Source organism: Streptomyces sp. NPDC103540 (genome assembly GCF_055584445.1).
Map to the genome: position 1 here is coordinate 174,352 of NZ_JBVJMA010000012.1, position 23,571 is coordinate 197,922.

A 23,571-nucleotide genomic window follows, 5' to 3' on the forward strand; every position below is an offset into this window, starting at 1 on the left:
ACCCCTGACGACTACTCCACCGTGACGGACTTGGCGAGGTTACGCGGCTGGTCCACCTCGTTTCCACGCGCGGTGGCCAGCTCGCAGGCGAACACCTGGAGGGGCACCGTGGCCACGAGCGGCTGGAGCAGCGTGGGGGTCGCCGGGATGCGGATCAGGTGGTCGGCGTACGGGACGACCGCCTCGTCGCCCTCCTCGGCGATCACGATCGTGCGCGCCCCGCGGGCCCGGATCTCCTGGATGTTCGAGACGATCTTGTCGTGCAGGACGGAGCGCCCGCGCGGCGAGGGCACGACCACGACCACCGGCAGGTCCTTCTCGATCAGCGCGATCGGCCCGTGTTTGAGCTCGCCCGCCGCGAACCCCTCGGCGTGCATGTAGGCCAGCTCCTTGAGCTTGAGCGCGCCCTCCAGCGCCACCGGGTAGCCCACGTGCCGGCCCAGGAACAGCACGGTGTCCTTGTCGGCGAGGGAACGCGCGAGGGCCCGTACGGGCTCCATCGTCTCCAGGACGGTGTCGACGGCCGCCGCGATGTCGGACAGCTCCCGGATCACCGCCCGGATCTCGTCGCCCCACTTGGTGCCCCGCACCTGCCCGAGGTACAGGGCGACCAGGTAGCAGGCCACCAGCTGCGTCAGGAACGCCTTCGTGGAGGCCACGGCGACCTCGGGACCGGCGTGCGTGTAGAGCACGGCGTCCGATTCGCGCGGGATCGTCGAACCGTTCGTGTTGCAGACGGCCAGCACCCTGGCGCCCTGTTCACGGGCGTGGCGCAGCGCCATCAGGGTGTCCATGGTCTCGCCGGACTGCGAGATCGCGATCACCAGCGTCCGCTGGTCCAGGATCGGGTCGCGGTAGCGGAACTCGCTGGCCAGTTCCGTCTCGCAGGGGATGCGGGTCCAGTGCTCGATGGCCAGCTTCGCGATCATGCCCGCGTGGTACGCCGTACCGCAGGCCACGATCACGACCTTGTCGACCTCGCGCAGCACCGAGGCGGGGATGCGCACCTCGTCCAGGGTCAGCAGGCCGCTCGCGTCGATCCGGCCCAGGAGGGTGTCGGCGACGGCCTTCGGCTGCTCGGCGATCTCCTTGAGCATGAAGTAGTCGTAGCCGCCCTTCTCGGCCGCGGAGGCGTCCCAGTCCACGTGGTACGCCCGCACGGTCGCGGGCGCGCCGTCGAAGTCGGTGACGGTGACCCCGTCGCGGCGCAGTTCGACGACCTGGTCCTGGCCCAGCTCGATGGCCGATCGGGTGTGGGCGATGAACGCGGCCACGTCCGAGGCCAGGAAGTTCTCGCCCTCGCCGACGCCCACCACCAGGGGGGAGTTGCGGCGCGCGCCGACCACCACGTCCGGCTCGTCGGCGTGCACGGCGACCAGGGTGAAGGCGCCCTCCAGCCGCCGGCACACCTGCCGCATCGCCTCGGCGAGCCCGCCGGCGCGGGCGGCGCCGCCGGCTCCGCCCACGGCGCCCCCGGCCGCCTCGAAGCGCTCCGCCAGCAGGTGCGCCACGACCTCGGTGTCCGTCTCGGACTCCAGCCGGTGCCCCCGCTCGGCCAGTTCGGCGCGCAGCGCCGCGAAGTTCTCGATGATGCCGTTGTGGACGACGGCCACCCGCCCGGAGTTGTCCAGGTGGGGGTGGGCGTTGACGTCGGTGGGGCCGCCGTGGGTCGCCCACCGCGTGTGTCCCAGGCCCGTGGAACCGGCGGGCAACGGCCGCCCGACCAGTTCCTTCTCCAGGTTGACCAGCTTCCCGGCCTTCTTGACGTTGGCCAGGCTCCCGTCGGCGAGCACGGCGATGCCCGCCGAGTCGTAGCCGCGGTACTCCAGCCGCTTCAGTCCGGCGATGACCACATCGAGCGCAGACTGCGCTCCTACGTAACCCACAATTCCGCACATAGGCGGCAGCGTACGCCGCGCCGGGCCGGCCGTCCGGTACCTGGACGAGACGAAAACCCCGCCCCGGCGAAAAGCGCCGGAGCGGGGTTGACGACTGTTCGAACGGCCTTACGGGCCGTCGCTGACGGCGACTCAGCCGAGCTTCTTGACCTGCGCCTCGACGACCGTCTTCGGCTGCTTCGCCTGGCCGGCGCCGCTGACGGAGGCGAAGGACGCGAGGACGTTGCCCTTGCGGACGACCACGAACTCCATCGTGTTCTTCTGGCCGTCCTTCAGGTCGATGGTCGTGTTGAAGGCGAAGGCCTCGTCGCCGGCGGTGACCGCGGTGGAGGCGGCGGCCTTCTCGACCTTGGTGACCTCGGTGCCCGCGGTGACGGTGTAGCCGGCGGCGCAGGCCGTGACGGCGGACTTCACCGCGGCGAGGGTCTCCTCGGTCGCCTTGCCCTCGTAGGAGGAGAGGATGACCACGGTGCGGGTCGCCGACAGCTTGTCCGTGATCGCGTTGAGCTTCTCCTCCACGCTGGCGCCCTCGGACGGCGCCTTGGAGTTCTCGGTGGTCCCGGTGTGGGCGGTGCCCGCGGGGGTACCGGCCGACTTGAAGCTCTGGAGCTCGACCAGCGGCTGGCACGCGGCCTTGTCCGTGGTGACCTTCTCGCTCTGCGCGGCGTCGATGGACTTGTCCGCGCCGATCTTGTGGTCCGGCAGATCGGCCTGGGTGACCAGCAGCGGGGCCAGCTCGGCGGCGGTCTTCGCCTTGGCGGCCGGAGCGGCGCTCGCCGACGCCGACGCCTTGGCGTCCGGCTTCGCGTCGGACTTGGCGTCCGACTTCGAGTCGCCGGAGCCACACGCGGTGACGAGCAGGCTCAGGGAGACCGCGGAGGCGGCCAGGACGGAACGACGGACAACAGCGGAACGCACGGAAGGACTCCCCCGGAAAAAGTAAAGGCAGGCTGAAGCGCACCAAAAATGCGCAGATCAGCGCCACGGTGATCGTCAATCTACGACTTCGCTCGACCGGGTGATCGGTATTTTCGGGCTCCGGACGCAATCGTGATCCGCACGAGACCGGGCGGCCCTCCGATCGATACCGGCACGCGTACAACCCCGCGTCCGCTCGTGGCGCGACCCCACGTGACCGACCCCACCACCCACGAGCGACCCCGAACCCCGACAATGGCGGTGTGATCACATCGCCTACGCGTTGCACGCCGGACCGCGCGACGGAGCGCACCGGCCCCCGCCGGGTCTCCGACGCGTCCCCCTACGTCGACCTCACCCGGTCCGAGTGGAGCGCCCTGCGCGAGCGCACGCCCCTGCCGCTGACGGCGGACGAGGTCGAGCGGCTGCGCGGCCTCGGCGACGTGATCGACCTGGACGAGGTGCGCGACGTCTACCTGCCGCTCTCGCGCCTGCTGAACCTCTACGTCGGCGCCACCAGCAACCTGCGCGGCACCGTCAACACCTTCCTCGGCGACGCGGGCAACGGCCACGGCGCCCAGCAGGGCACCCCCTTCGTGATAGGCGTCGCCGGCTCCGTCGCCGTCGGCAAGTCCACGGTCGCCCGCCTCCTCCAGGCCCTCCTTGCCCGCTGGCCCGAGCACCCGCGGGTGGAGCTCGTCACCACGGACGGGTTCCTCTACCCGATGAAGGAACTCCAGCGCCGCGGCCTGACCTCCCGCAAGGGCTTCCCCGAGTCCTACGACCGGCGCGCGCTGACCCGCTTCGTCGCCGACATCAAGGCCGGCAAGGACGAGGTCACCGCCCCCGTCTACTCCCACCTGATCTACGACATCGTCCCCGACGAGCGGCTCGTCGTCCGCCGCCCGGACATCCTGATCGTCGAGGGCCTCAACGTCCTCCAGCCCGCCCTGCCCGGCAAGGACGGCCGCACCCGCGTCGCCCTCGCCGACTACTTCGACTTCAGCGTGTACGTCGACGCCCGGGCCGAGGACATCGAGCGCTGGTACCTCAACCGGTTCCGCAAGCTGCGCGAGACGGCGTTCCAGAACCCGTTCTCCTACTTCCGCAAGTACACCCAGGTCTCCGAGGAGGAGGCCCTGGAGTACGCCCAGACGATGTGGCGGACCATCAACAAGCCGAACCTGCTGGAGAACGTGGCGCCCACCCGCGGCCGCGCCACCCTCGTGGTCCGCAAGGGCCCCGACCACAAGGTGCAGAAGCTGAGCCTGCGCAAGCTCTGACCGCCGCCGGGGCCGACAGGCCCTAGGGTGCGGCCATGCTGCATCTACGGATGATCACCCCGCCCGACCGGACGGAGGAGGTGGTCGCGGTCGTCGAGCGGACGGTCGGCACCACCCACCTCGTCGTCCTGCCCGGCGCGGCCCGGGTGCCGGCGGGCGACCTCGTGCTGTGCGACGTGGCCCGTGAGGCCGGTGACGAATTGCTCGGCGAGCTCCAGGCCCTGGGCATCGAGAAGGACGGCTCGATCGCCGTCGAGAACATCGACCTGTCCCTGTCCGAGCGGGCCGACGAGGCCGAGGAGGAGGCGCCCGGCGAGGCCGCCGACGCCGTGCTGTGGGGACAGCTCACCGAGGCCACCCACGAGGAGTCCACGCTCTCCATCACCTACTGCGCGTTCATGATCCTCGCGACCATGATCGCCGCCTGCGGTGTGGTGCTGGACAACGCGGTCCTCATCGTGGGCGCCATGGCCGTCGGCCCGGAGTTCGGCCCGCTCGCGGGGGTGTCCGTCGGCGTCGTCCGGCGCGAGCCGCGGCTCGCCCTGCGCTCCCTGACCGCGCTGCTGGTCGGGTTCGCCGCGGCCATCGTGGCCACGACCGTCTTCAGCCTCGGGATGGACGCGATCGGACAGTTCGATCCGGAGATGCTGGAGCGACCCCGCCCGAACACCGGCTTCATCTGGCAGCCGGACCCGTTCTCCTTCGTGGTCTCGCTCCTGGCCGGCGTGGCCGGAGTGCTCTCCCTGACCTCCGCGAAATCGGGCGCGCTGGTCGGCGTGGCCATCTCCGTGACGACCGTCCCGGCCGCCGCGAACGCCGCCGTGGCACTCGGATACGGGGAGTTCGCCCAGATGTGGGGCTCGGCGGAACAGCTCCTGCTCAACCTCGGCGGCATCATGCTCGCGGGCATCGCCACCCTGTACGCCCAGAAAGCGCTGTGGCGGACCCAGCGCGGTCGCTGGATCCGCCGGGCCGGGAGCCACGAGGCCCCCGGCCGATGAGCGGGTCCGACTAGCCCAGCGCGGACTTCACGACGTCGGCCAGCCGGCCGGCGACCGCGCGGGCCTGCTCGATGTCGGCGGCCTCCACCATCACCCGTACGAGCGGCTCCGTACCGGACGGGCGCAGCAGCACCCGGCCGGTGGCGCCCAGCTCGCGCTCGGCGTCGGCCACCGCCGCGGCCAGCTCGCCCGAGGTCGCGACCCGGGACTTGTCCACGTCCGGGACGTTGATCAGGATCTGCGGCAGCCGCTCCATGACCCCCGCCAGGTCGGCCAGCGTGCGGCCGGTGGCCGCGACGCGCGCCGCCAGCATCAGGCCGGTCAGCGTGCCGTCGCCGGTCGTCGCGTGGTCGAGGATGATCACGTGGCCGGACTGCTCGCCGCCGAGCGCGTAGCCGTGCTCCTTCATCGACTCCAGCACGTAGCGGTCGCCGACACCGGTCTGCACGACCTGGATGCCCTCGCCCTCCATGGCCAGCTTGAAGCCCAGGTTCGACATGACGGTGCCGACCACGGTGTTCTCGCGCAGCTGCCCCGCCTCGCGCATGGCCAGCGCCAGCACGGCGAGGATCTGGTCGCCGTCGACCTCGGCGCCGGTGTGGTCCACCGCCAGGCAGCGGTCGGCGTCACCGTCGTGCGCGATGCCGAAGGCCGCGCCGTGCTCCACCACGGCCTGCTTCAGCAGGTCCAGGTGGGTCGAGCCGCAGCCGTCGTTGATGTTCAGCCCGTCGGGCTCGGCGCCGATCGTGACGATCTCCGCGCCGGCGCGGGTGAAGGCCTCGGGCGAGACGTACGCGGCCGCGCCGTGGGCCTCGTCGAGGACGACCTTCAGGCCGTCGAGACGGTTCGGGAGGACGCCGATGAGGTGCGCGACGTACTTGTCGAAGCCCTCGGTGTAGTCGGAGACGCGGCCGACGCCGGAGCCGGTGGGCCGGTCCCAGGGAGCGCCCGTGCGGTGCTCCTCGTAGACGGACTCGATGCGGTCCTCCAGCTCGTCGGCGAGCTTGTGGCCGCCGCGCGCGAAGAACTTGATGCCGTTGTCGGGCATGGCGTTGTGGCTGGCCGACAGCATCACGCCGAGGTCGGCACCCAGAGCACCGGTGAGATACGCCACCGCCGGGGTGGGCAGCACACCGACGCGCAGGACGTCCACGCCGGCGCTGGCGAGGCCCGCGACGACCGCGGCCTCCAGGAACTCGCCCGACGCGCGGGGGTCCCGGCCCACCACGGCCGTGGGCCGGTGGCCCGCGAAGGTGCCCGCTTCGGCGAGTACGTGCGCCGCCGCCACGGAGAGGCCGAGCGCGAGCTCGGCCGTCAGATCCGCGTTGGCTACGCCTCGTACACCGTCCGTCCCGAAGAGTCGTCCCACTGTTGTCCTCCCGAGCTCACGCTTTGCTTGTGACCGCTTGTGACAGGTATTTGCCGCTTATGGCGGTAAACGAACCGCCCCGGCAGCACAGAGAGTGCTGCCGGGGCGGTTTCGTTGCAGAACAGCAGGCGCAGATTAACGCTTGCTGTACTGCGGAGCCTTACGGGCCTTCTTGAGACCGGCCTTCTTGCGCTCGACCGCACGGTCGTCGCGGGAGAGGAAGCCGGCCTTCTTCAGCGCCGGGCGGTTGTTGTCCACGTCCGCCTCGTTCAGCGCACGGGCGACACCGAGGCGCAGGGCACCGGCCTGGCCGGAGACGCCGCCACCCGAGATGCGGGCGATGACGTCGTAGCGGCCGTCGAGCTCCAGGAGCTTGAAGGGCTCGTTGACTTCCTGCTGGTGCACCTTGTTGGGGAAGTAGTCCTCAAGGGTGCGACCGTTGATCTTCCACTTGCCGGTGCCCGGAACGATCCGGACGCGGGCGATGGCGTTCTTGCGACGGCCCAGGCCGGCGGCCGGCTGGGGGTCACCGAAGCGACCGGCAAGGGACTCGGAGGTGTAGTCGCCCTCGACGACGACCTCGGTCTCGGTGGTGTACTCCTCGACGCCCTCGAACTCTTCGACGGGGGTCTCGGCGGTGGTCTCGGCCACGATGCTCCTCAGAATTTTCTACGTCTTAGGGGGTGGCCGGAACTACTGCGCGACCTGGGTGATCTCGAACGGCACCGGCTGCTGGGCAGCGTGGGGGTGCTGGTCGCCCGAGTAGACCTTCAGCTTCGAGAGCATCTGACGGCCCAGGGTGTTCTTGGGGAGCATGCCCTTGACGGCCTTCTCGACGGCCTTCTCCGGGTTGTTCGCCAGGAGGTCGTCGTAACGCACGGAGCGGAGACCGCCCGGGAAGCCGGAGTGGCGGTAGGCCATCTTCTGGGACGCCTTGTTACCGGACAGGTGCACCTTGTCGGCGTTGATGATGACGACGAAGTCACCCATGTCCATGTGGGGGGCGTAGGTCGGCTTGTGCTTGCCCTTGAGGAGGGCAGCGGCCTGGGTCGCCAGACGGCCGAGGACGACGTCCTGGGCGTCGATGACGAGCCACTGGCGCGAGATGTCGCCGGGCTTGGGGCTGTACGTACGCACGCGTATGCCTTCGCTTCTTCAGTGGTGGGTCATCCCATGGGGCGCGAGCCCCGGGGGAAGGGTCCTGACAGGGTCACCACGGACGATCACGACAGCCCTCGTTCACATCGGGGACGCAACCCTCGTGAACGGTGAACCGCTGGTCATCGGTCCGGTGGACCGGCGTAAGGCCCTTTCACGTGAGAATGAGAAAGCCAATACGCATAACAAACCAGCAGGATACCCAAGCAGACCCGTACGGGTCAAAACGCGGTCCGCGATGACGATCGACTCGGCTTCGCGGCGCACTCCGGTTCGGTCCTGGGTGGGGACCCCGCAGTTGTTACGGGCTCCAGAGTAACCCGCCCCGAGCCCCTCGCACGACGCGCCAGCAGAACCGCCAGCCCGCACAGGGTCGCGCAGTCCCTGAAGGCGCGCCGTTTGTGGGCCAGCTCCGAGGGCCACGGGACCAGCGCCGCCTGCGGCACCAGGGCCAGCCAGAACCAGGGCGTACGCGGCATCGAACCCTCCCGCGCACCCGTCGCCAGCAGCAGCGGGAGCACCACCAGCAGGTAGTGGTCGAAGGAGGGCCGCGACACCAGGAATGCGGCGAGCATCACCATGCACGCCGTCTCCGCGAGCCTCAGCTCACCGCCCTCGCCCTCCGCGTCCGGACGCCGCCACCGCGTCCACGCCGCCCACAGCCCGGCCGCCGCCCCCGCACCCGCCAAGGCCACCGCGACCGGCTCCGGCACCCCCAGCCGCGGCAGCACCGCGATCGGCGACGCGTCCCAGGGCAACGCGTACGCGTCCTGCCCCTGGAGCAGGAAGGGCAGCGTCTTGGTGAAGAACAGCGACGGGCTCGGCATCACCAGCGCCCCCACCAGCGACAACCCGAGCGGCACCGCCACCGCCACCGCCAGCCCCCGCCACCGCCGGGCCAGCACGAACAGCAACCCGATCGGCACCAGCATCGGCTTGCAGGCGATCGCCAGCCCCACCACCAGCCCCGCGGCCCCCCACGACCGCCGGTGCGCCAGCAACAGCGCCACCGGCAGGGCCGCCGCCGAGATCACCGTCCAGTTCCCGATCAGCACGAGGTTCGCGTACGGCTTGTACGCGAGCGCCAGCAGCCCGAGGCCCCCGACCGCGAAACGCGAGGTGGGCGGCACCCCGAACAACCGGAGCGCCGCCCACCAACCCAGGGCCGTCAGCCCCGTCATCCCCACCGGCAGCGACCACCGCAGCACCGACCGCGGCACGAGCGCCTCCGGCACCGCCATCAGCACCGCGCTCGGCAGGTACAGGAACCGCTTGTCCTCGTACGGGGAGACCCCGGCGAGCAGTGCCTCGGCCGCCTTCACCACGAAGGCGTTGTCCGATCCCCAGTTCTCCCGCAGGCTCGTCGAGACGCAGACGAACAGCAGGACCGCGAGCGAGACCAGCCGCCACGACCGGGGCGCCGGCCGCGTCAGCCAGGCCGTCCACCCGTCGGACGCGGGCGGTCGGCCCCACTTCGCGATCCGGATCCCAGGCCGCAGCCCCACGACGCCTCCCCCTCGACCGGCCGAGGGGGAGGTTCCCCTCAGCGCTTGCGCTCGACCCGACGCTCGTCCCAGACGGGCTCCTGAGTCTCCCGCACCACACCGTCCGAACCGAAGACCAGATAGCGGTCAAATGTGCGCGCGAACCAGCGGTCGTGCGTCACGCACAGCACCGTGCCCTCGTACGCCTCCAGCCCGTCCTGGAGGGCCTCCGCCGACTCCAGGTCGAGGTTGTCCGTCGGCTCGTCCAGCAGCAGCGCCGTGGTGCCGGCCAGCTCCAGCAACAGGATCTGGAAACGCGCCTGCTGACCACCCGACAGCTTCTCGAACGGCTGCTCCGCCTGCCGCTCCAGCTCGTAGCGGCGCAGGGCGCCCATCGCCTGCCCCAGGGGCTTCGCCGCCTCCGTCCACAGGATGTCGACGAGGGTGCGACCGAACAGCTCCGGATGGGCGTGCGTCTGCGCGAAGTGCCCGGGCAGCACTCGCGCGCCCAGCTTCCACTGCCCCGTGTGCCGGACGTCCTCCCCCGCCAACAACCGCAGGAAGTGCGACTTGCCCGAGCCGTTCGAGCCCAGGACCGCGACGCGCTCCCCGTAGAACACCTCCAGGGAGAACGGCTTCATCAGCCCCGTGAGTTCCAGGTTCTCCACGGTCAGCGCCCGCACACCGGTCCGGCCGCCCTTGAGCCGCATCTTGATGTCCTGCTCGCGCGGCGGCTCGGGCGGCGGGCCCGCCTCCTCGAACTTCTGGAAGCGGGTCTGCATCGCCCGGTAGCGCGAGGCCATGTCGGGGCTGGACGCCGCCTGGTTGCGCAGCCGCAGCACCAGGGCCCGCAGCCTGGCGTGCTCCTCGTCCCAACGCCGCTTGAGCTCCTCGAAGCGCGCGAAGCGCTCCTTGCGGGCGTCGTGGTAGGTGGCGAAGCCCGCCCCGTGCACCCACACGTCGGAGCCGGTCGGGCTCGCCTCCAGGCTGATGATCTTCTCGGCGGCCTGGGTCAGCAGCTCCCGGTCGTGCGAGACGAACAGCACCGTCTTGCGCGTGGCCCGCAGCTGCTCCTCCAGCCACCGCTTGCCGGGAACGTCCAGGTAGTTGTCCGGCTCGTCCAGCAGCAGCACCTCGTCCGGACCGCGCAGCAGCGCCTCCAGCACGAGCCGCTTCTGCTCACCGCCCGACAGCGTGCGCACCTCGCGGAACTGCGCGGAGTCGTACGGGATGTCCAGCGCGGCCATCGTGCAGACGTCCCACAGGGTCTCCGCCTCGTAGCCCTGGACGTCGGCCCAGTCGCTGAGCGCCTGCGCGTACGCCATCTGCGCGGCCTCGTCGTCGACGGTCAGGATCAGCTGCTCGGCCCGGTCCACGGCCTTCGCGGCCTCCCGGATCCGCGGCTGGGCGACCGAGACCAGCAGGTCCCGTACGGTCGTCTCGTCCCGCACGGAGCCCACGAACTGCGACATCACGCCGAGGCCGCCGCTGATGGTGACGCCGCCGCCGTGCGGCTGGAGCTCACCGGAGATCAGCTTGAGCAGGGTGGTCTTGCCGGCCCCGTTCGCCCCGACCAGGGCGACGACGGCTCCCTCCCCCACCCGGAAGGAGACGTCGGGGAGCAGTACCCGCCCGTCGGGAAGGTAGTACTCCAGATGACTCGCTTCGAGATGTCCCATGTCCCGCATTGTGCGGGGCCGCCACGGCGCCGCCCAAATGGATTGCGCCGCGACGGGGGCGGGCCGGGGCGGACGGACGCGCCCGCGCCGGGCTCAGCAGCCCGCGCAGCCCCCGCCGGCCCCGGGCAGGGTGCGCAGGTTCCGCGCCTCCTTGCTGCGGGCGGCCAACAACTCGTCCGCCGGGTAGCCGACCTCCTCCAGGGTGAGCCCGTGGGGCTTCACGACGTGGACGGAGGAGTCCCGTACGGCGGCGGCCAGCACGGCGCCGGGCCATTCGACGGGCCGGTGCCCGTCGCCCACGTGCAGCAGGGCCCCGACGAGCGAGCGGACCATGTTGTGGCAGAAGGCGTCGGCCCGGACGGTGGCGGTGACGACGCCGTCGGCCCCGCGCTCCCAGCTCAGCTCCTGGAGCGTGCGGATCGTCGTGGCGCCCTCGCGCCTCTTGCAGTACGCGGCGAAGTCGTGCTCGCCCAGCAGGGCCGCGGAGGCCCGGTTCATGGCGTCCACGTCCAGGGGCCACTGGTGCCACAGCACGTGGCCGCGGCGCAGCGGGTCGACGCCGGCCTGGTGGTCGCCGACACGGTAGGCGTAGCGGCGCCAGATGGCCGAGAAGCGGGCGTTGAAGCCCTCGGGGGCCTCGGCGACCTTCCACACCCGTACGTCGTGCGGCAGCCGGCCCGCGAGGCGGCGCAGCAGCTTGTCGTGGTGTTCGGCCCACACCTCCTCGGCCAGGTCGAACTGGGCCACCTGGCCGCGCGCGTGCACGCCCGCGTCGGTGCGTCCGGCCACGGTCAGGTCGACGGGCTCCTTCAGCCGCATCACGGTCTGGAGGGCGCTCTCCAGCTCGCCCTGGACGGTCCGCAGCGTGCGCTGCTTCGCCCAGCCGGAGAAGTCCTTGCCGTCGTAGCTCAGGTCCAGCCGTACCCGGACGTGCCCGGGCTCCACCTCGTCACTCACGTGACCGATCCTCTCAGAAGCACAGCAATGCAGAACGGGCCCGCCCCCCGGAAGGGGGCGGGCCCGTTCAGAGCCGATCAAGCAAGCTCGATCCCGGAACGGGATCAGGCCTCCTTGGTCTCCTCGACGGCCTCGGTCTCGGTGGCCTCGGCCTTGGCCTCCGCCTCCTTGACCGCGCGCTTGGTGGCGGCCTCGGCCTCACCGGTGGCCTGCTGGGCGACCGTAAGGGCCTCGACCAGCTCGATCACGGCCATCGGGGCGTTGTCGCCACGACGGTTGCCGATCTTGGTGATGCGCGTGTAACCACCGGGGCGGTTCTCGTAGCGCGGGGCGATCTCGGTGAACAGCGTGTGCACGATGCTCTTGTCCGTGATCGTCTGCAGCACCAGGCGACGGTTGTGGATGTCGCCCTTCTTGGCCTTGGTGACCAGACGCTCGGCGTAGGGACGCAGGCGGCGGGCCTTGGCCTCGGTGGTGGTGATCCGGCCGTGCTCGAAGAGCGCCTTCGCGAGGTTCGCGAGGAGGTGCTTCTCGTGCGCGGCGGAACCGCCCAGACGGGCACCCTTTGCGGGACGCGGCATGGTGTTACTCCTTCATATCTGCACCGGCCGTGTCAGGTACCGGTGTCAGTTCCCCCGGGGCGGACGCCGCGGGAAAGATCTACGGGTGCTGCTTAGTACTGCTCGGTCTCGACGAAACCGGCGTCCGCGTCGTCGTCGGCGCCGAAGGCGTCGGCGGCGGCGGTCGGGTCGAATCCGGGCGGGCTGTCCTTGAGGGCCAGGCCCATGCCGGCCAGCTTCGCCTTGACCTCGTCGATCGACTTCGCACCGAAGTTGCGGATGTCGAGCAGGTCGGCCTCGGAGCGGGCGACGAGCTCACCCACGGAGTGGATGCCCTCGCGCTTGAGGCAGTTGTACGACCGAACGGTGAGCTCCAGCTCCTCGATCGGCAGCGCCAGGTCGGCGGCCAGGGCGGCGTCCGTGGGGGACGGGCCCATGTCGATGCCCTCGGCGTCGATGTTGAGCTCGCGCGCCAGGCCGAACAGCTCGACCAGGGTCTTGCCGGCGGACGCCATGGCGTCGCGCGGGCGCATGGCCTGCTTGGTCTCGACGTCGACGATGAGCTTGTCGAAGTCGGTGCGCTGCTCGACTCGGGTCGCCTCGACCTTGTAGGTGACCTTGAGGACCGGGCTGTAGATGGAGTCGACCGGGATGCGGCCGATCTCCTGGCCCAGCTGCTTGTTCTGGACGGCGGAGACGTAGCCGCGACCGCGCTCGACGGTCAGCTCCATCTCCAGCTTGCCCTTGCCGTTGAGCGTGGCGAGGACCAGGTCCGGGTTGTGCACCTCGACACCGGCCGGGGGCGCGATGTCGGCAGCGGTGACCAGGCCGGGACCCTGCTTGCGCAGGTACATCACGACCGGCTCGTCGTGCTCCGAGGAGACGACCAGCTGCTTGATGTTGAGGATGATGTCCGTGACGTCTTCCTTGACGCCCGGCACGGTGGTGAACTCGTGCAGGACGCCGTCCACGCGGATGCTGGTGACAGCGGCACCCGGGATGGAGGACAGGAGGGTACGGCGCAGGGAGTTGCCGAGGGTGTAGCCGAAGCCCGGCTCCAGCGGCTCGATCACGAACCGCGAGCGGTACTCGTCGACGACCTCTTCGGTCAGCGAAGGACGCTGAGCGATAAGCATGTCTGTGTTCCTTCATTCGTGGACGCCCACTATTTGACGCCCGACGGGTAAAGCCAGGTACAGCAAGGGTACGGGCGACACGCCGCCTTGCGGAGGCGTGTCGCCCGGAGTCCCACATCAACCACAGAGTGCGTAACGCACCTGAGGTCAGACGCGCCTCCGCTTCGGGGGGCGGCAGCCGTTGTGCGGGGTGGGGGTGACGTCCTGGATCGAGCCGACCTCGAGGCCGGTGGCCTGGAGGGAGCGGATCGCGGTCTCACGGCCGGAGCCGGGACCCTTGACGAAGACGTCGACCTTGCGCATGCCGTGCTCCTGCGCGCGACGGGCGGCCGACTCGGCGGCCATCTGCGCGGCGAAGGGGGTGGACTTGCGCGAGCCCTTGAAGCCGACGTGGCCGGCGGAGGCCCAGGAGATCACGTTGCCGGACGGGTCCGTGATCGAAACGATGGTGTTGTTGAACGTGCTCTTGATGTGGGCGTGCCCGTGAGCGACGTTCTTCTTTTCCTTGCGGCGCACCTTCTTGGCAGCGCCCTGACGACCCTTGGGGGGCATCTCTTACTCCTACGGGAGGTGGTCGGTCCTACAGCGCAAGACCGCTGAACAGGACTACTTCTTGCCCGGCTTCTTCTTACCGGCGATCGCGCGACGCGGGCCCTTGCGGGTACGCGCGTTGGTGCTCGTGCGCTGACCGTGCACCGGCAGGCCACGACGGTGGCGGATGCCCTGGTAGCACTGGATCTCGATCTTGCGGCGGATGTCGCCCTGGATCTCGCGGCGGAGGTCACCCTCGGTACGGAGGTTGGCGTCCACGTACTCGCGGATCTTGACCAGGTCCTCTTCGGCCAGGTCACGAACGCGGGTGTTCGGGTTCACGCCGGTGGAGGCGAGGATCTCCTTGGACCGGGTGCGCCCGATACCGAAGACGTAGGTGAGTGCGATCTCCACACGCTTTTCGCGCGGGATGTCAACACCGGAAACGCGTGCCATTCAATGGCTCCTGTGTGATTCGGGGGTCTTCCACAGAACCGGCCCCGACCGCCGACCACCCGAGTCGGGTGATGGTACGTCCGGGTCCCCGGCCCCCGCCGGAGGTGCCGCCGGCCCCTCTCAGGGCTGGGCGGGTTCTGCGTATGTACGTTTTCTTACGTCGCGCGAAGAACTGCGTAAGGCAGGTCGGTCGGCGTGCGTCAGCCCTGGCGCTGCTTGTGGCGCAGGTTGTCGCAGATGACCATGACCCGACCGTGACGGCGGATCACCTTGCACTTGTCGCAGATCTTCTTGACGCTCGGCTTGACCTTCATGTTGGTGAGGTTCTCCGGGTCAGTGCCACCACCCCGCGGGAGCGGGATGCGGGGGCAAGATCTACTTGTATCGGTAGACGATCCGGCCACGCGTCAGGTCGTAGGGAGAGAGCTCCACCACGACCCGGTCGTCAGGGAGGATGCGGATGTAGTGCATGCGCATCTTGCCGCTGATGTGCGCGAGGACCTTGTGACCGTTCTGGAGTTCCACCTTGAACATGGCGTTCGGGAGGGACTCGATCACGGTGCCCTCGATCTCGATGGCACCTTGCTTCTTGGCCACGCTTCGCCTTTCGAATCGGCTACCTTGATCGGCGCACAGGCATGGAAATGCACGTGAGCCGACGAGTCAGTCTACGTCAGGGCACCCAGAAAGACGAATCCGGAAAGTTTGCCCCAGAGTCTAGATCATTAACCGAGGGGGTCCGGCGCGGTGGTCACGCCGTACTCCGCCAGCTTCGCCTTGCCACAGTCCGGGCTGGTCAGGACGATGGGACCGGCCTCGGTCAGGGCGACCGAGTGCTCCCAGTGCGAGGACCAGGTGCCGTCGGTGGTGATGACGGTCCAGTCGTCCGCCAATACCTCCGTCTGGACGGTTCCGAGGGACACCATGGGCTCGATCGCCAGGCACAGGCCCGGGACCAGCTTGACGCCCTTGCCCCGCTTGCGCGAGACGTAGTTCAGCAGGTGCGGGTCCATGTGCATCTCGGAACCGATGCCGTGGCCGCCGTAGTCCTCGATGATCCCGAACTTGCCGAGGCTGTGCGCACCGGTCGAGGGGCGCGGCTGGCGCTTGATGTACGACTCGATCGCCTTCGAGATGTCCACCAGACGGTTGCCGAGACGCATGGCCGCGATACCGGCCCACATCGACTCCTCGGTCACCCGGGAGAGCTCGACCAGCTCCGGTGCGTGACCGGTGCCCACGAAGGCCGTGAAGGCGGCGTCACCGTGCCAGCCGTCCACGATGGCGCCGGCGTCCACCGAGATGATGTCGCCGTCCTTGAGGACCGTTTTGTCGTCCGGGATGCCGTGGACGACGACCTCGTTCACCGAGGTGCAGATCGTCGCGGGGAAACCGCCGTAGCCGAGGAAGTTCGACTTGGCGCCGGCGTCCGCGATGACCTTGCGGGCCACCATGTCCAGATCCCGCGTCGTGGCGCCCGGAACGGCCGCCTCACGGGTCGCCGCGTGGATCGCCGCGACGACCAGCCCCGCCTCGCGCATCTTCGCGATCTGCTCGGGGGTCTTGATCTGGACCATGGAGAGTGCCTTCCACCTTCGGTTCTGCGTGTTCTGAGCTTCTCAACAGTACGGCCGCGGCGCCCGAAGGACACCGCGGCCGTACCTGCACAACGGGGGGACTACTTCTTCAGGGCGTCCATCGCCCGCTTGGTGATCTCGTGCACCTCGCCGAGGGCAGCGATCGTCACCAGCAGGCCCTGGGCCTTGTAGTAGTCGATGATCGGCTCGGTCTGCGTGTGGTAGACCTCCAGCCGGTTGCGGACCGTCGCCTCGGAGTCGTCGTCGCGCTGGTACAGCTCGCCGCCACAGGTGTCGCAGACACCCTCGGTCTTCGGCGCCGCGTACGTGACGTGGAAGACGTGCGAGGAGTCCTTGCGGCAGATCCGGCGACCGGCGATGCGCTTGACGACCTCGTCCTCCTCGACCTCCAGGTCGAGGACCGCGTCCAGCTTCATGTTGGACGACTGGAGCATCGCGTCGAGGGCCTCGGCCTGGGACACGTTGCGCGGGAAGCCGTCGAGCAGGAAGCCGTTCACGGCGTCCGGCTGCTCCATGCGGTCCTTGGCCATGCCGATGGTGATCTCGTCGGGGACGAGCTCACCCGCGTCCATGAACCCCTTCGCGCGCAGGCCCAGCTCCGTGTTCTGGCTGATGTTGGCGCGGAAGAGGTCGCCCGTGGAGATGTGCGGGATCGACAGGTTCTTGGCAAGGAACGCGGCCTGCGTTCCCTTGCCCGCACCGGGGGGTCCGACGAGGACGATTCGCATCAGCGGAGGAACCCTTCGTAGTTGCGCTGCTGGAGCTGGCTCTCGATCTGCTTCACGGTTTCCAGACCCACACCCACGATGATGAGGATGCTCGTCCCGCCGAACGGGAAGTTCTGGTTCGCTCCGAAGCCCGCCAACGCCATCGTCGGCACAAGAGCGATGAGACCCAGGTACAGCGACCCCGGCCAGGTGATCCGGTTGAGTACGTAGCTCAGGTACTCGGCGGTGGGCCGGCCGGCGCGGATGCCCGGGATGAACCCACCATACTTCTTCATGTTGTCGGCAACTTCCTCGGGGTTGAACGAGATCGCCACGTAGAAGAACGCGAAGAAGACGATCAGGAGGAAGTAGACCGCGATGTAGTACGGGTGGTCGCCCTTGACGAAGTGCTTCTGGATCCAGGTGGCCCAGCCCGCGGTCGACCCGCTGAACTGCACGACCAGTGCCGGGATGTAGAGCAGCGACGAGGCGAAGATGACGGGGATGATGCCCGCCTGGTTCACCTTGAGCGGGATGTAGGTGGACGTACCGCCGTAGGCACGGCGGCCGATCATGCGCTTCGCGTACTGGACCGGGATCCGACGCTGCGCCTGCTCGACGAAGACCACCAGACCCACCATCGCGAGGCCGACGAGCATGACCACGCCGAACTCGACCCAGCCATCAGCGATCTTGCCCTGGAGCTTGATCTGCCACAGAGCGCCGACGAAGCCGGCGGCGATCGAGATGAACATCAGGATCGACATGCCGTTGCCGATGCCGCGGTCGGTGATGAGCTCACCGAGCCACATCACGACACAGGTGCCGGCGGTCATGGTGAGCACCATGACGACCGTAGTGAAGATCGACTGGTTCGGGACGATCTCGCGAGCGACGGGGCAGGTGCCGAACAGGGCGCCGGTGCGCGCGGTGGCGACCAGGCCGGTGCCCTGAAGGATCGCGAGCGCGACCGTCAGATAGCGCGTGTACTGAGTGATCTTCGCCGTGCCGGACTGTCCCTCTTTCTTGAGGGTCTCCAGCTTCGGGATGACCACGGTCAGCAGCTGCAGGATGATGCTCGCCGTGATGTACGGCATGATGCCGAGCGCGAAGATCGTGATCTGCAGCAGCGCACCGCCGCTGAACATGTTGACGAGACCGAAGAGGCTGTTGCTGCTCCCCATCTGGTCCACACAGATCTGAACGTTCTTGTAGCTCACGCCGGGTACCGGGATGTGGGACCCGAGCCGGAACAGCACGATGATGCCGAGCGTGAAGAGCAGCTTCTTGCGCAGGTCGGGCGTCTTGAACGCCCGGGCGAACGCGGTGAGCACGGTGCCTCCTGCGACCCCCGCGCTACTGCGTCAGAGGTGACGGTCTGAGGGATCGACGAATAACGTACGAGCAAAGGTGCAGGCCACCTTACCGGCGACTGCGCCCCCCGTGGAACGACCAACCGGGGATGCCCCATATGTGAGGCATCCCCGGTCGGGTTTCTAGCTATTTGTCACTGAGTTTCGTCTTAGACGAGCTCGGTGACGGTGCCGCCGGCAGCGGCGATCTTCTCCTTGGCGGAGCCGGAGACGGCGTCAACCGAAACCTGCAGCGCCACGGAGATCTCGCCCTGGCCCAGGACCTTGACGAGGCTGTTCTTGCGAACCGCGCCCTTGGCGACCAGGTCGGCCACCGTGACCTCTCCACCCTCGGGGTAGAGAGCGCCGAGCTTGTCCAGGTTCACGACCTGGAACTCGGTGCGGAACGGGTTCTTGAAGCCCTTGAGCTTCGGCAGGCGCATGTGGAGGGGCATCTGCCCACCCTCGAAGCGCTGCGGGATCTGGTAGCGGGCCTTCTGGCCCTTCGTACCACGACCGGCCGTCTTACCCTTCGACGCCTCACCACGACCGACACGGGTCTTCGCGGTCTTGGCGCCGGGGGCGGGACGGAGGTTGTGGGCCTTCAGCGGGCTGTTCTCAGCCATGATTAGTCAACCTCCTCAACCGTCACGAGGTGGCGGACGGTGTGCACCATTCCGCGGAACTCGGGGCGGTCCTCCTTGACGACGACGTCGTTCAGGCGCTTGAGCCCGAGCGAACGCAGCGTGTCGCGGTGGTTCTGCTTGCTGCCGATGTACGACTTCGTCTGCGTGATCTTGAGGCGGGCCATCAGACACCCGCCCCAGCGCGCGCACGAAGGAGAGCCGCGGGGGCGACGTCCTCGAGGGCCAGACCACGGCGAGCCGCGATCTCCTCGGGGCGCTGCAGACCCTTGAGGGCCTCCACGGTCGCGTGCACGATGTTGATCGCGTTGTCGGAGCCGAGCGACTTCGACAGGATGTCGTGAACGCCGGCGCACTCCAGAACGGCGCGCACCGGGCCACCGGCGATAACACCGGTACCGGGGGAAGCAGGCTTCAGCAGGACAACGCCGGCCGCCTTCTCGCCCTGGATCGGGTGCGGGATGGTGCCCTGGATGCGGGGAACCTTGAAGAAGTTCTTCTTGGCTTCCTCGACGCCCTTGGCGATGGCCGCGGGAACTTCCTTGGCCTTGCCGTAACCGACACCTACGGTGCCGTCACCGTCACCCACCACGACGAGCGCGGTGAAGCTGAAGCGACGACCACCCTTGACAACCTTGGCGACACGGTTGATCGCGACAACGCGCTCAACGTAAGCGGTCTTCTCGGCGGCAGCGCCACCGTCGCGACCCTTCCGGTCCCGCCGCTCGCCGCCACCGGCACCGCTTCCGCGGCGCTGGGGTCCAGCCATTGGATTACCTCTCTCTGTTACGTCCGTGAGTCCCGGAACCGGGGCTTAGAACTTCAGCCCGGCTTCGCGGGCGGCGTCAGCCAGAGCGGCAATGCGCCCGGCGTATCGGTTGCCACCGCGGTCGAAAACGACGGTCTCGACACCCGCGGCCTTGGCACGCTCGGCGACGAGCGCGCCGACAGCCTGGGCCTGCGAGCTCTTGTCGCCTTCGCCACCGCGGATCGAAGCGTCCAGGGTCGACGCCGACGCAAGGGTGTGACCCTTGAGGTCGTCGATGACCTGAGCAACGATGTTGCGGTTCGAACGCGTCACGACGAGGCGCGGACGCTCCGCCGTACCCGAGACGTTCTTGCGGATGCGGATGTGGCGGCGAGCCTTGGCAGCGCGCTTGTACGCGTCGCCCTTGGCGATCTTCACACCGTATGCCATGGCTACTTACCAGCCTTTCCGACCTTGCGGCGGATGACCTCGCCGGCGTACTTGACACCCTTGGCCTTGTACGGGTCGGGCTTCCGCAGCTTGCGGATGTTGGCGGCGACCTCGCCGACCTTCTGCTTGTCGATGCCCTCGACCGAGAACTTGGTCGGGGACTCGACCTTGAACGAGATGCCCTCGGGCGCCTCGATCAGGATCGGGTGGCTGTAGCCGAGCTGGAACTCCAGGTCGGAGCCCTTCGCGGCCACGCGGTAACCGACACCGCTGATCTCGAGAGCCTTGACGTACCCCGTGGTCACACCGGTGATCATGTTCGCCACCAGCGTGCGGGACAGGCCGTGCAGGGCCTTGTTCTGACGCTCGTCGTTCGGGCGGGTGACGTTCAGAACGCCGTCCTCACCCTTGACGATCTCGATCGGCGCCTTGACGGTGTGCGTGAGGGAACCCTTGGGGCCCTTCACCGCGACCGTCTGGCCGTCGATGGTGACGTCCACACCGGCGGGAACCTGGATGGGGAGCTTGCCGATTCGCGACATTGCTTTTCCTCCGTTCCCGACTACCAGACGTAGGCGAGGACTTCCCCACCTACGCCCTTCTTGCCTGCCTGCTGACCGGTCAGGAGACCGTGCGACGTGGAGATGATCGCCACGCCCAGGCCACCGAGGACCTTCGGCAGGTTGGTGGACTTCGCGTACACGCGCAGACCGGGCTTCGAGATCCGCTTGATGCCCGCGATGGAGCGCTCACGGTTCGGCCCGAACTTCAGCTCGAGGACGAGGTTCTTGCCGACCTCGGCGTCCTCGACCTTCCAGCCGGTGATGAAACCCTCCTGCTTGAGGATCTCCGCGATGTGCGACTTGATCTTGCTGTGCGGCATCACGACGGAGTCGTGGTACGCCGAGTTAGCGTTACGCAGACGCGTGAGCATGTCTGCGATCGGGTCAGTCATGGTCATGAAGTGGCCTTCGGCCTCTCTCGCCGGGGTTTCCTGTATGCGCCATCCCTCTCCCCACTCAGTGGCGGGACGGGTGCGGCACGGGGACCTACGGCGTAGTAAGTCGATAGGGCGGCGGACGCCCAACCCCACAAGCCTACGGCATGCGGGCAGGGCGGTCCGCCGACCTGATGCTTACCGAGAGCGTCTGGAAAACCTCAACACCCAAAGGGTGAGGGGATTACCAGGAGCTCTTGGTCACGCCCGGCAGCTCGCCACGGTGAGCCATCTCACGGAGGCACACGCGGCAGAGGCCGAACTTGCGGTACACGGAGTGGGGACGACCGCAGCGCTGGCAGCGGGTGTACGCACGCACACCGAACTTGGGCTTGCGGGCAGCCTTCGCGATGAGAGCCTTCTTCGCCATCTCGCTTACGCCTCCTTGAAGGGGAAGCCGAGGTGACGAAGGAGCGCGCGGCCCTCGTCGTCGTTGGTCGCCGTGGTGACCACGGTGATGTCCATACCCCGGGTACGGTCGATCTTGTCCTGGTCGATCTCGTGGAACATGACCTGCTCCGTGAGACCGAAGGTGTAGTTGCCACGGCCGTCGAACTGCTTCGGCGACAGACCGCGGAAGTCACGGATACGCGGCAGCGCGAGCGACAGCGTACGGTCCAGGAACTCCCACATGCGGTCACCACGGAGGGTGACGTGGCAGCCGATCGGCTGACCCTCGCGCAGCTTGAACTGCGCGATGGACTTGCGGGCCTTCGTGACGGCCGGCTTCTGACCGGTGATCGTCGTCAGGTCGCGGATGGCGCCGTCGATCAGCTTCGAGTCACGGGCGGCGTCGCCGACACCCATGTTCACGACGATCTTGACGAGGCCGGGGATCTGCATGACGTTCTCGTAGGAGAACTCCTCACGCAGCTTGCCCGCGATCTCCTCGCGGTACTTCGTCTTCAGACGCGGAGTGGTAGCCATCAGATGTCCTCACCCGTGCGCTTGGCAACGCGGATCTTGTTGCCTTCGTCGTCGAAGCGGAAACCGACGCGGGTGACGACCTTCTTGCCGTCCTTCTCCACGACCAGCTGCACGTTGCTCACGTGGACCGGGGCCTCGGTGATGACGATGCCACCGGCCTGGTTCTGCGCGGCCTTGGTGTGCTTCTTGACCCGGTTGACACCCTCGACCAGGACGCGGTTCTCGCTGGGCATGGCCGCGATGACCTTGCCCTGCTTGCCCTTGTCCTTACCGGTGATGACCTGGACCAGGTCGCCCTTCTTGATCTTCATGCTTACAGCACCTCCGGCGCGAGCGAGATGATCTTCATGAACTTCTTCTCGCGCAGCTCACGGCCGACGGGGCCGAAGATACGGGTGCCGCGAGGGTCGCCGTCGTTCTTCAGAATGACGGCGGCGTTCTCGTCGAAGCGGATGTACGAGCCGTCCTGGCGGCGGCGCTCCTTGACGGTGCGAACGATGACCGCCTTGACGACGTCACCCTTCTTCACGTTGCCGCCGGGGATCGCGTCCTTGACGGTGGCGACGATGACGTCACCGATGCCCGCGTAGCGGCGACCGGAGCCACCGAGAACACGGATGCAAAGGATCTCCTTGGCACCAGTGTTGTCGGCGACACGCAGTCGCGACTCCTGCTGGATCACGTCTATCTCCTGTTTGTCTGCCGGTTCCCGGCCGGGGCTTCACTGCGGACAGCGGAGCCCCGACCGAGCCTGGCGGAACGAACTCGAAGGGTTACCCCTTCAAGTGATTACTTGGCCTTCTCGAGGATCTCGACGATGCGCCAGCGCTTGCTCGCCGACAGCGGACGCGTCTCCATGATGAGGACGCGGTCGCCGACGCCGGCAGCGTTCTGCTCGTCGTGAGCCTTGAGCTTGTTCGTACGGCGGATGACCTTGCCGTACAGCGCGTGCTTGACGCGGTCCTCGACGGCGACGACGACGGTCTTGTCCATCTTGTCGCTGACGACCAGACCCTCACGGGTCTTGCGGAAACCGCGCTGCTCAGTGGTCTCGGTCACGTTCTTCTCGCTCATCAGGCGCTCTCCACCGTCTCGATACCGAGCTCACGCTCGTGCATCAGGGTGTAGATGCGAGCGATGTCCTTACGGACGGACTTGAGCCGGCCGTTGTTCTCCAGCTGGCCGGTGGCCGCCTGGAAACGGAGCTTGAACAGCTCCTCCTTGGCCTCGCGCAGCTTGGCAACGAGCTCCTCGTTGCCGAGCTCGCGGAGCTCGGACGCCTTGGTTCCCGTCGCCATCACGACTCACCTGCCTCGCGCTTGACGATCCGGCACTTCATCGGCAGCTTGTGGGCCGCACGAGTGAGGGCCTCACGCGCAATCTTTTCGTTCGGGTAGGACAGCTCGAACATGACCCGGCCCGGGTGCACGTTCGCGATCCACCACTCGGGGGAACCCTTACCGGAACCCATGCGGGTCTCGGCGGGCTTCTTCGTCAGCGGGCGGTCCGGGTAGATGTTGATCCAGACCTTGCCGCCACGCTTGATGTGGCGGGTCATCGCGATACGAGCCGCCTCGATCTGGCGGTTCGTCACGTAGGCGGGGGTGAGCGCCTGGATGCCGTACTCGCCGAACGAGACCTCAGTACCGCCCTTGGCCATACCGCGGCGCTTCGGGTGGTGCTGCTTGCGGTGCTTGACCCTACGAGGGATCAGCATG

32 protein-coding genes are annotated in these 23,571 nt (G+C 68.2%); 2 read left to right on the top strand and 30 right to left on the bottom strand.

Annotation, left to right across the window (positions count from 1 at the left end):
- Positions 1-11: 11 nt before the first annotated feature.
- Together glmS and ACZ6ZI_RS27805 are read right to left on the bottom strand one after the other, a co-directional pair.
- On the bottom strand, positions 12-1,898 hold the full coding sequence (glmS, locus tag ACZ6ZI_RS27800; protein ID WP_469525176.1) for a glutamine--fructose-6-phosphate transaminase (isomerizing): 1,887 nt from the start codon (positions 1,896-1,898) through the stop codon (positions 12-14).
- A gap of 132 nt (positions 1,899-2,030) precedes the next feature.
- Positions 2,031-2,816 carry a hypothetical protein gene (locus ACZ6ZI_RS27805; protein WP_469525179.1) on the bottom strand — a complete coding sequence of 262 codons (786 nt, stop codon included), beginning with the start codon at positions 2,814-2,816 and terminating at the stop codon, positions 2,031-2,033.
- Between the two features lie 263 nt (positions 2,817-3,079).
- Between ACZ6ZI_RS27805 and coaA the strand changes: the two genes are divergently transcribed.
- The gene (gene coaA, locus ACZ6ZI_RS27810; protein ID WP_363060168.1) at positions 3,080-4,099 is read left to right on the top strand and encodes a type I pantothenate kinase; all 1,020 of its coding nucleotides are present in this window, start codon (positions 3,080-3,082) and stop codon (positions 4,097-4,099) included.
- Between the two features lie 35 nt (positions 4,100-4,134).
- Positions 4,135-5,100 carry a TIGR00341 family protein gene (locus tag ACZ6ZI_RS27815; protein ID WP_469525181.1) on the top strand — a complete coding sequence of 322 codons (966 nt, stop codon included), beginning with the start codon at positions 4,135-4,137 and terminating at the stop codon, positions 5,098-5,100.
- Positions 5,101-5,110: 10 nt separating this feature from the next.
- Here ACZ6ZI_RS27815 and glmM read toward each other — a convergent pair whose 3' ends face one another.
- The 28 genes from glmM to rplP all read right to left on the bottom strand — a co-directional run bounded on the left by glmM (position 5,111) and on the right by rplP (position 23,570).
- On the bottom strand, positions 5,111-6,469 hold the full coding sequence (gene glmM, locus ACZ6ZI_RS27820) for a phosphoglucosamine mutase (protein ID WP_469525183.1): 1,359 nt from the start codon (positions 6,467-6,469) through the stop codon (positions 5,111-5,113).
- A gap of 135 nt (positions 6,470-6,604) precedes the next feature.
- A complete protein-coding gene (rpsI, locus tag ACZ6ZI_RS27825) occupies positions 6,605-7,120 on the bottom strand; it encodes a 30S ribosomal protein S9 (protein WP_363060162.1) in 516 nt (171 codons plus the stop codon).
- A gap of 42 nt (positions 7,121-7,162) precedes the next feature.
- Complete coding sequence (gene rplM, locus ACZ6ZI_RS27830; protein ID WP_363060160.1) at positions 7,163-7,606, bottom strand: 50S ribosomal protein L13; 444 nt, start codon at positions 7,604-7,606, stop codon at positions 7,163-7,165.
- Positions 7,607-7,848: 242 nt separating this feature from the next.
- The gene (locus ACZ6ZI_RS27835) at positions 7,849-9,132 is read right to left on the bottom strand and encodes a glycosyltransferase family 87 protein (RefSeq protein ID WP_469525186.1); all 1,284 of its coding nucleotides are present in this window, start codon (positions 9,130-9,132) and stop codon (positions 7,849-7,851) included.
- 38 nt (positions 9,133-9,170) lie between these two features.
- The gene (locus ACZ6ZI_RS27840; RefSeq protein WP_469525189.1) at positions 9,171-10,799 is read right to left on the bottom strand and encodes an ABC-F family ATP-binding cassette domain-containing protein; all 1,629 of its coding nucleotides are present in this window, start codon (positions 10,797-10,799) and stop codon (positions 9,171-9,173) included.
- An 84-nt stretch (positions 10,800-10,883) separates the two neighbouring features.
- Positions 10,884-11,747, bottom strand: a complete 864-nt coding sequence (gene truA / locus ACZ6ZI_RS27845) for a tRNA pseudouridine(38-40) synthase TruA (protein WP_363060154.1) — start codon at positions 11,745-11,747, stop codon at positions 10,884-10,886.
- 104 nt (positions 11,748-11,851) lie between these two features.
- Positions 11,852-12,328, bottom strand: a complete 477-nt coding sequence (gene rplQ, locus ACZ6ZI_RS27850) for a 50S ribosomal protein L17 (protein ID WP_007265921.1) — start codon at positions 12,326-12,328, stop codon at positions 11,852-11,854.
- Between the two features lie 92 nt (positions 12,329-12,420).
- Positions 12,421-13,443 carry a DNA-directed RNA polymerase subunit alpha gene (locus tag ACZ6ZI_RS27855; protein WP_007265920.1) on the bottom strand — a complete coding sequence of 341 codons (1,023 nt, stop codon included), beginning with the start codon at positions 13,441-13,443 and terminating at the stop codon, positions 12,421-12,423.
- A 147-nt stretch (positions 13,444-13,590) separates the two neighbouring features.
- On the bottom strand, positions 13,591-13,995 hold the full coding sequence (gene rpsK / locus ACZ6ZI_RS27860; RefSeq protein ID WP_003956432.1) for a 30S ribosomal protein S11: 405 nt from the start codon (positions 13,993-13,995) through the stop codon (positions 13,591-13,593).
- Between the two features lie 54 nt (positions 13,996-14,049).
- Positions 14,050-14,430 carry a 30S ribosomal protein S13 gene (gene rpsM / locus ACZ6ZI_RS27865; RefSeq protein ID WP_007265919.1) on the bottom strand — a complete coding sequence of 127 codons (381 nt, stop codon included), beginning with the start codon at positions 14,428-14,430 and terminating at the stop codon, positions 14,050-14,052.
- A gap of 200 nt (positions 14,431-14,630) precedes the next feature.
- On the bottom strand, positions 14,631-14,744 hold the full coding sequence (rpmJ, locus tag ACZ6ZI_RS27870) for a 50S ribosomal protein L36 (RefSeq protein ID WP_003956441.1): 114 nt from the start codon (positions 14,742-14,744) through the stop codon (positions 14,631-14,633).
- Positions 14,745-14,805: 61 nt separating this feature from the next.
- Positions 14,806-15,027: a translation initiation factor IF-1 gene (gene infA / locus ACZ6ZI_RS27875; RefSeq protein ID WP_003956442.1), complete on the bottom strand. Its 222-nt coding sequence runs from the start codon at positions 15,025-15,027 to the stop codon at positions 14,806-14,808.
- 128 nt (positions 15,028-15,155) lie between these two features.
- Positions 15,156-16,007, bottom strand: a complete 852-nt coding sequence (gene map / locus ACZ6ZI_RS27880; protein WP_469525191.1) for a type I methionyl aminopeptidase — start codon at positions 16,005-16,007, stop codon at positions 15,156-15,158.
- A gap of 101 nt (positions 16,008-16,108) precedes the next feature.
- Positions 16,109-16,756 carry an adenylate kinase gene (locus ACZ6ZI_RS27885; protein WP_363060150.1) on the bottom strand — a complete coding sequence of 216 codons (648 nt, stop codon included), beginning with the start codon at positions 16,754-16,756 and terminating at the stop codon, positions 16,109-16,111.
- The gene (secY, locus tag ACZ6ZI_RS27890; protein WP_363060148.1) at positions 16,756-18,069 is read right to left on the bottom strand and encodes a preprotein translocase subunit SecY; all 1,314 of its coding nucleotides are present in this window, start codon (positions 18,067-18,069) and stop codon (positions 16,756-16,758) included. Before secY ends, ACZ6ZI_RS27885 begins: the two co-directional genes overlap by 1 nt.
- 188 nt (positions 18,070-18,257) lie before the next feature.
- Complete coding sequence (rplO, locus tag ACZ6ZI_RS27895; protein WP_053682613.1) at positions 18,258-18,713, bottom strand: 50S ribosomal protein L15; 456 nt, start codon at positions 18,711-18,713, stop codon at positions 18,258-18,260.
- A gap of 2 nt (positions 18,714-18,715) precedes the next feature.
- A complete protein-coding gene (gene rpmD / locus ACZ6ZI_RS27900; protein WP_005313525.1) occupies positions 18,716-18,898 on the bottom strand; it encodes a 50S ribosomal protein L30 in 183 nt (60 codons plus the stop codon).
- Positions 18,898-19,500 (bottom strand): 30S ribosomal protein S5, encoded by a 603-nt coding sequence (gene rpsE / locus ACZ6ZI_RS27905; protein ID WP_249767360.1) that lies wholly within the window; start codon positions 19,498-19,500, stop codon positions 18,898-18,900. Before rpsE ends, rpmD begins: the two co-directional genes overlap by 1 nt.
- A 45-nt stretch (positions 19,501-19,545) precedes the next feature.
- Positions 19,546-19,929 (bottom strand): 50S ribosomal protein L18, encoded by a 384-nt coding sequence (rplR, locus tag ACZ6ZI_RS27910; RefSeq protein WP_007265913.1) that lies wholly within the window; start codon positions 19,927-19,929, stop codon positions 19,546-19,548.
- A 2-nt stretch (positions 19,930-19,931) separates the two neighbouring features.
- Complete coding sequence (rplF, locus tag ACZ6ZI_RS27915) at positions 19,932-20,471, bottom strand: 50S ribosomal protein L6 (protein ID WP_363060145.1); 540 nt, start codon at positions 20,469-20,471, stop codon at positions 19,932-19,934.
- A 20-nt stretch (positions 20,472-20,491) separates the two neighbouring features.
- Positions 20,492-20,890: a 30S ribosomal protein S8 gene (gene rpsH, locus ACZ6ZI_RS27920; RefSeq protein ID WP_008739698.1), complete on the bottom strand. Its 399-nt coding sequence runs from the start codon at positions 20,888-20,890 to the stop codon at positions 20,492-20,494.
- Between the two features lie 220 nt (positions 20,891-21,110).
- Entirely contained in the window at positions 21,111-21,296 is a 186-nt protein-coding gene (locus ACZ6ZI_RS27925) for a type Z 30S ribosomal protein S14 (RefSeq protein ID WP_003956452.1), read from the bottom strand.
- 5 nt (positions 21,297-21,301) lie between these two features.
- The gene (gene rplE / locus ACZ6ZI_RS27930) at positions 21,302-21,853 is read right to left on the bottom strand and encodes a 50S ribosomal protein L5 (RefSeq protein WP_249767359.1); all 552 of its coding nucleotides are present in this window, start codon (positions 21,851-21,853) and stop codon (positions 21,302-21,304) included.
- Positions 21,853-22,164 (bottom strand): 50S ribosomal protein L24, encoded by a 312-nt coding sequence (rplX, locus tag ACZ6ZI_RS27935; protein WP_363060142.1) that lies wholly within the window; start codon positions 22,162-22,164, stop codon positions 21,853-21,855. The genes rplE and rplX overlap by 1 nt, the downstream gene beginning before the upstream one ends.
- A 2-nt stretch (positions 22,165-22,166) precedes the next feature.
- Positions 22,167-22,535 carry a 50S ribosomal protein L14 gene (gene rplN, locus ACZ6ZI_RS27940; protein ID WP_003956455.1) on the bottom strand — a complete coding sequence of 123 codons (369 nt, stop codon included), beginning with the start codon at positions 22,533-22,535 and terminating at the stop codon, positions 22,167-22,169.
- Between the two features lie 107 nt (positions 22,536-22,642).
- Positions 22,643-22,927, bottom strand: a complete 285-nt coding sequence (gene rpsQ / locus ACZ6ZI_RS27945) for a 30S ribosomal protein S17 (protein ID WP_008739702.1) — start codon at positions 22,925-22,927, stop codon at positions 22,643-22,645.
- On the bottom strand, positions 22,927-23,151 hold the full coding sequence (gene rpmC / locus ACZ6ZI_RS27950; protein WP_079429299.1) for a 50S ribosomal protein L29: 225 nt from the start codon (positions 23,149-23,151) through the stop codon (positions 22,927-22,929). Before rpmC ends, rpsQ begins: the two co-directional genes overlap by 1 nt.
- Complete coding sequence (gene rplP / locus ACZ6ZI_RS27955) at positions 23,151-23,570, bottom strand: 50S ribosomal protein L16 (protein ID WP_030653642.1); 420 nt, start codon at positions 23,568-23,570, stop codon at positions 23,151-23,153. Before rplP ends, rpmC begins: the two co-directional genes overlap by 1 nt.
- Position 23,571: the final 1 nt, after the last annotated feature.

Bases quoted from the DNA above. Each gene is read 5' to 3' on its own strand.
- glmS (WP_469525176.1), bottom strand. From the start codon at position 1,898: ATGTGCGGAATTGTGGGTTACGTAGGAGCGCAGTCTGCGCTCGATGTG.
- ACZ6ZI_RS27815 (WP_469525181.1), top strand. From the start codon at position 4,135: ATGCTGCATCTACGGATGATCACCCCGCCCGACCGGACGGAGGAGGTG.
- ACZ6ZI_RS27840 (WP_469525189.1), bottom strand. From the start codon at position 10,799: ATGCGGGACATGGGACATCTCGAAGCGAGTCATCTGGAGTACTACCTT.
- rplQ (WP_007265921.1), bottom strand. From the start codon at position 12,328: ATGCCGCGTCCCGCAAAGGGTGCCCGTCTGGGCGGTTCCGCCGCGCAC.
- ACZ6ZI_RS27855 (WP_007265920.1), bottom strand. From the start codon at position 13,443: ATGCTTATCGCTCAGCGTCCTTCGCTGACCGAAGAGGTCGTCGACGAG.
- rpsK (WP_003956432.1), bottom strand. From the start codon at position 13,995: ATGCCCCCCAAGGGTCGTCAGGGCGCTGCCAAGAAGGTGCGCCGCAAG.
- rpsM (WP_007265919.1), bottom strand. From the start codon at position 14,430: ATGGCACGCGTTTCCGGTGTTGACATCCCGCGCGAAAAGCGTGTGGAG.
- rpmJ (WP_003956441.1), bottom strand. From the start codon at position 14,744: ATGAAGGTCAAGCCGAGCGTCAAGAAGATCTGCGACAAGTGCAAGGTG.
- map (WP_469525191.1), bottom strand. From the start codon at position 16,007: ATGGTCCAGATCAAGACCCCCGAGCAGATCGCGAAGATGCGCGAGGCG.
- ACZ6ZI_RS27885 (WP_363060150.1), bottom strand. From the start codon at position 16,756: ATGCGAATCGTCCTCGTCGGACCCCCCGGTGCGGGCAAGGGAACGCAG.
- rplO (WP_053682613.1), bottom strand. From the start codon at position 18,713: ATGGCTGAGAACAGCCCGCTGAAGGCCCACAACCTCCGTCCCGCCCCC.
- rpmD (WP_005313525.1), bottom strand. From the start codon at position 18,898: ATGGCCCGCCTCAAGATCACGCAGACGAAGTCGTACATCGGCAGCAAG.
- rpsE (WP_249767360.1), bottom strand. From the start codon at position 19,500: ATGGCTGGACCCCAGCGCCGCGGAAGCGGTGCCGGTGGCGGCGAGCGG.
- rplR (WP_007265913.1), bottom strand. From the start codon at position 19,929: ATGGCATACGGTGTGAAGATCGCCAAGGGCGACGCGTACAAGCGCGCT.
- rplF (WP_363060145.1), bottom strand. From the start codon at position 20,471: ATGTCGCGAATCGGCAAGCTCCCCATCCAGGTTCCCGCCGGTGTGGAC.
- rpsH (WP_008739698.1), bottom strand. From the start codon at position 20,890: ATGACCATGACTGACCCGATCGCAGACATGCTCACGCGTCTGCGTAAC.
- ACZ6ZI_RS27925 (WP_003956452.1), bottom strand. From the start codon at position 21,296: ATGGCGAAGAAGGCTCTCATCGCGAAGGCTGCCCGCAAGCCCAAGTTC.
- rplE (WP_249767359.1), bottom strand. From the start codon at position 21,853: ATGGCTACCACTCCGCGTCTGAAGACGAAGTACCGCGAGGAGATCGCG.
- rplX (WP_363060142.1), bottom strand. From the start codon at position 22,164: ATGAAGATCAAGAAGGGCGACCTGGTCCAGGTCATCACCGGTAAGGAC.
- rpsQ (WP_008739702.1), bottom strand. From the start codon at position 22,927: ATGAGCGAGAAGAACGTGACCGAGACCACTGAGCAGCGCGGTTTCCGC.
- rpmC (WP_079429299.1), bottom strand. From the start codon at position 23,151: ATGGCGACGGGAACCAAGGCGTCCGAGCTCCGCGAGCTCGGCAACGAG.
- rplP (WP_030653642.1), bottom strand. From the start codon at position 23,570: ATGCTGATCCCTCGTAGGGTCAAGCACCGCAAGCAGCACCACCCGAAG.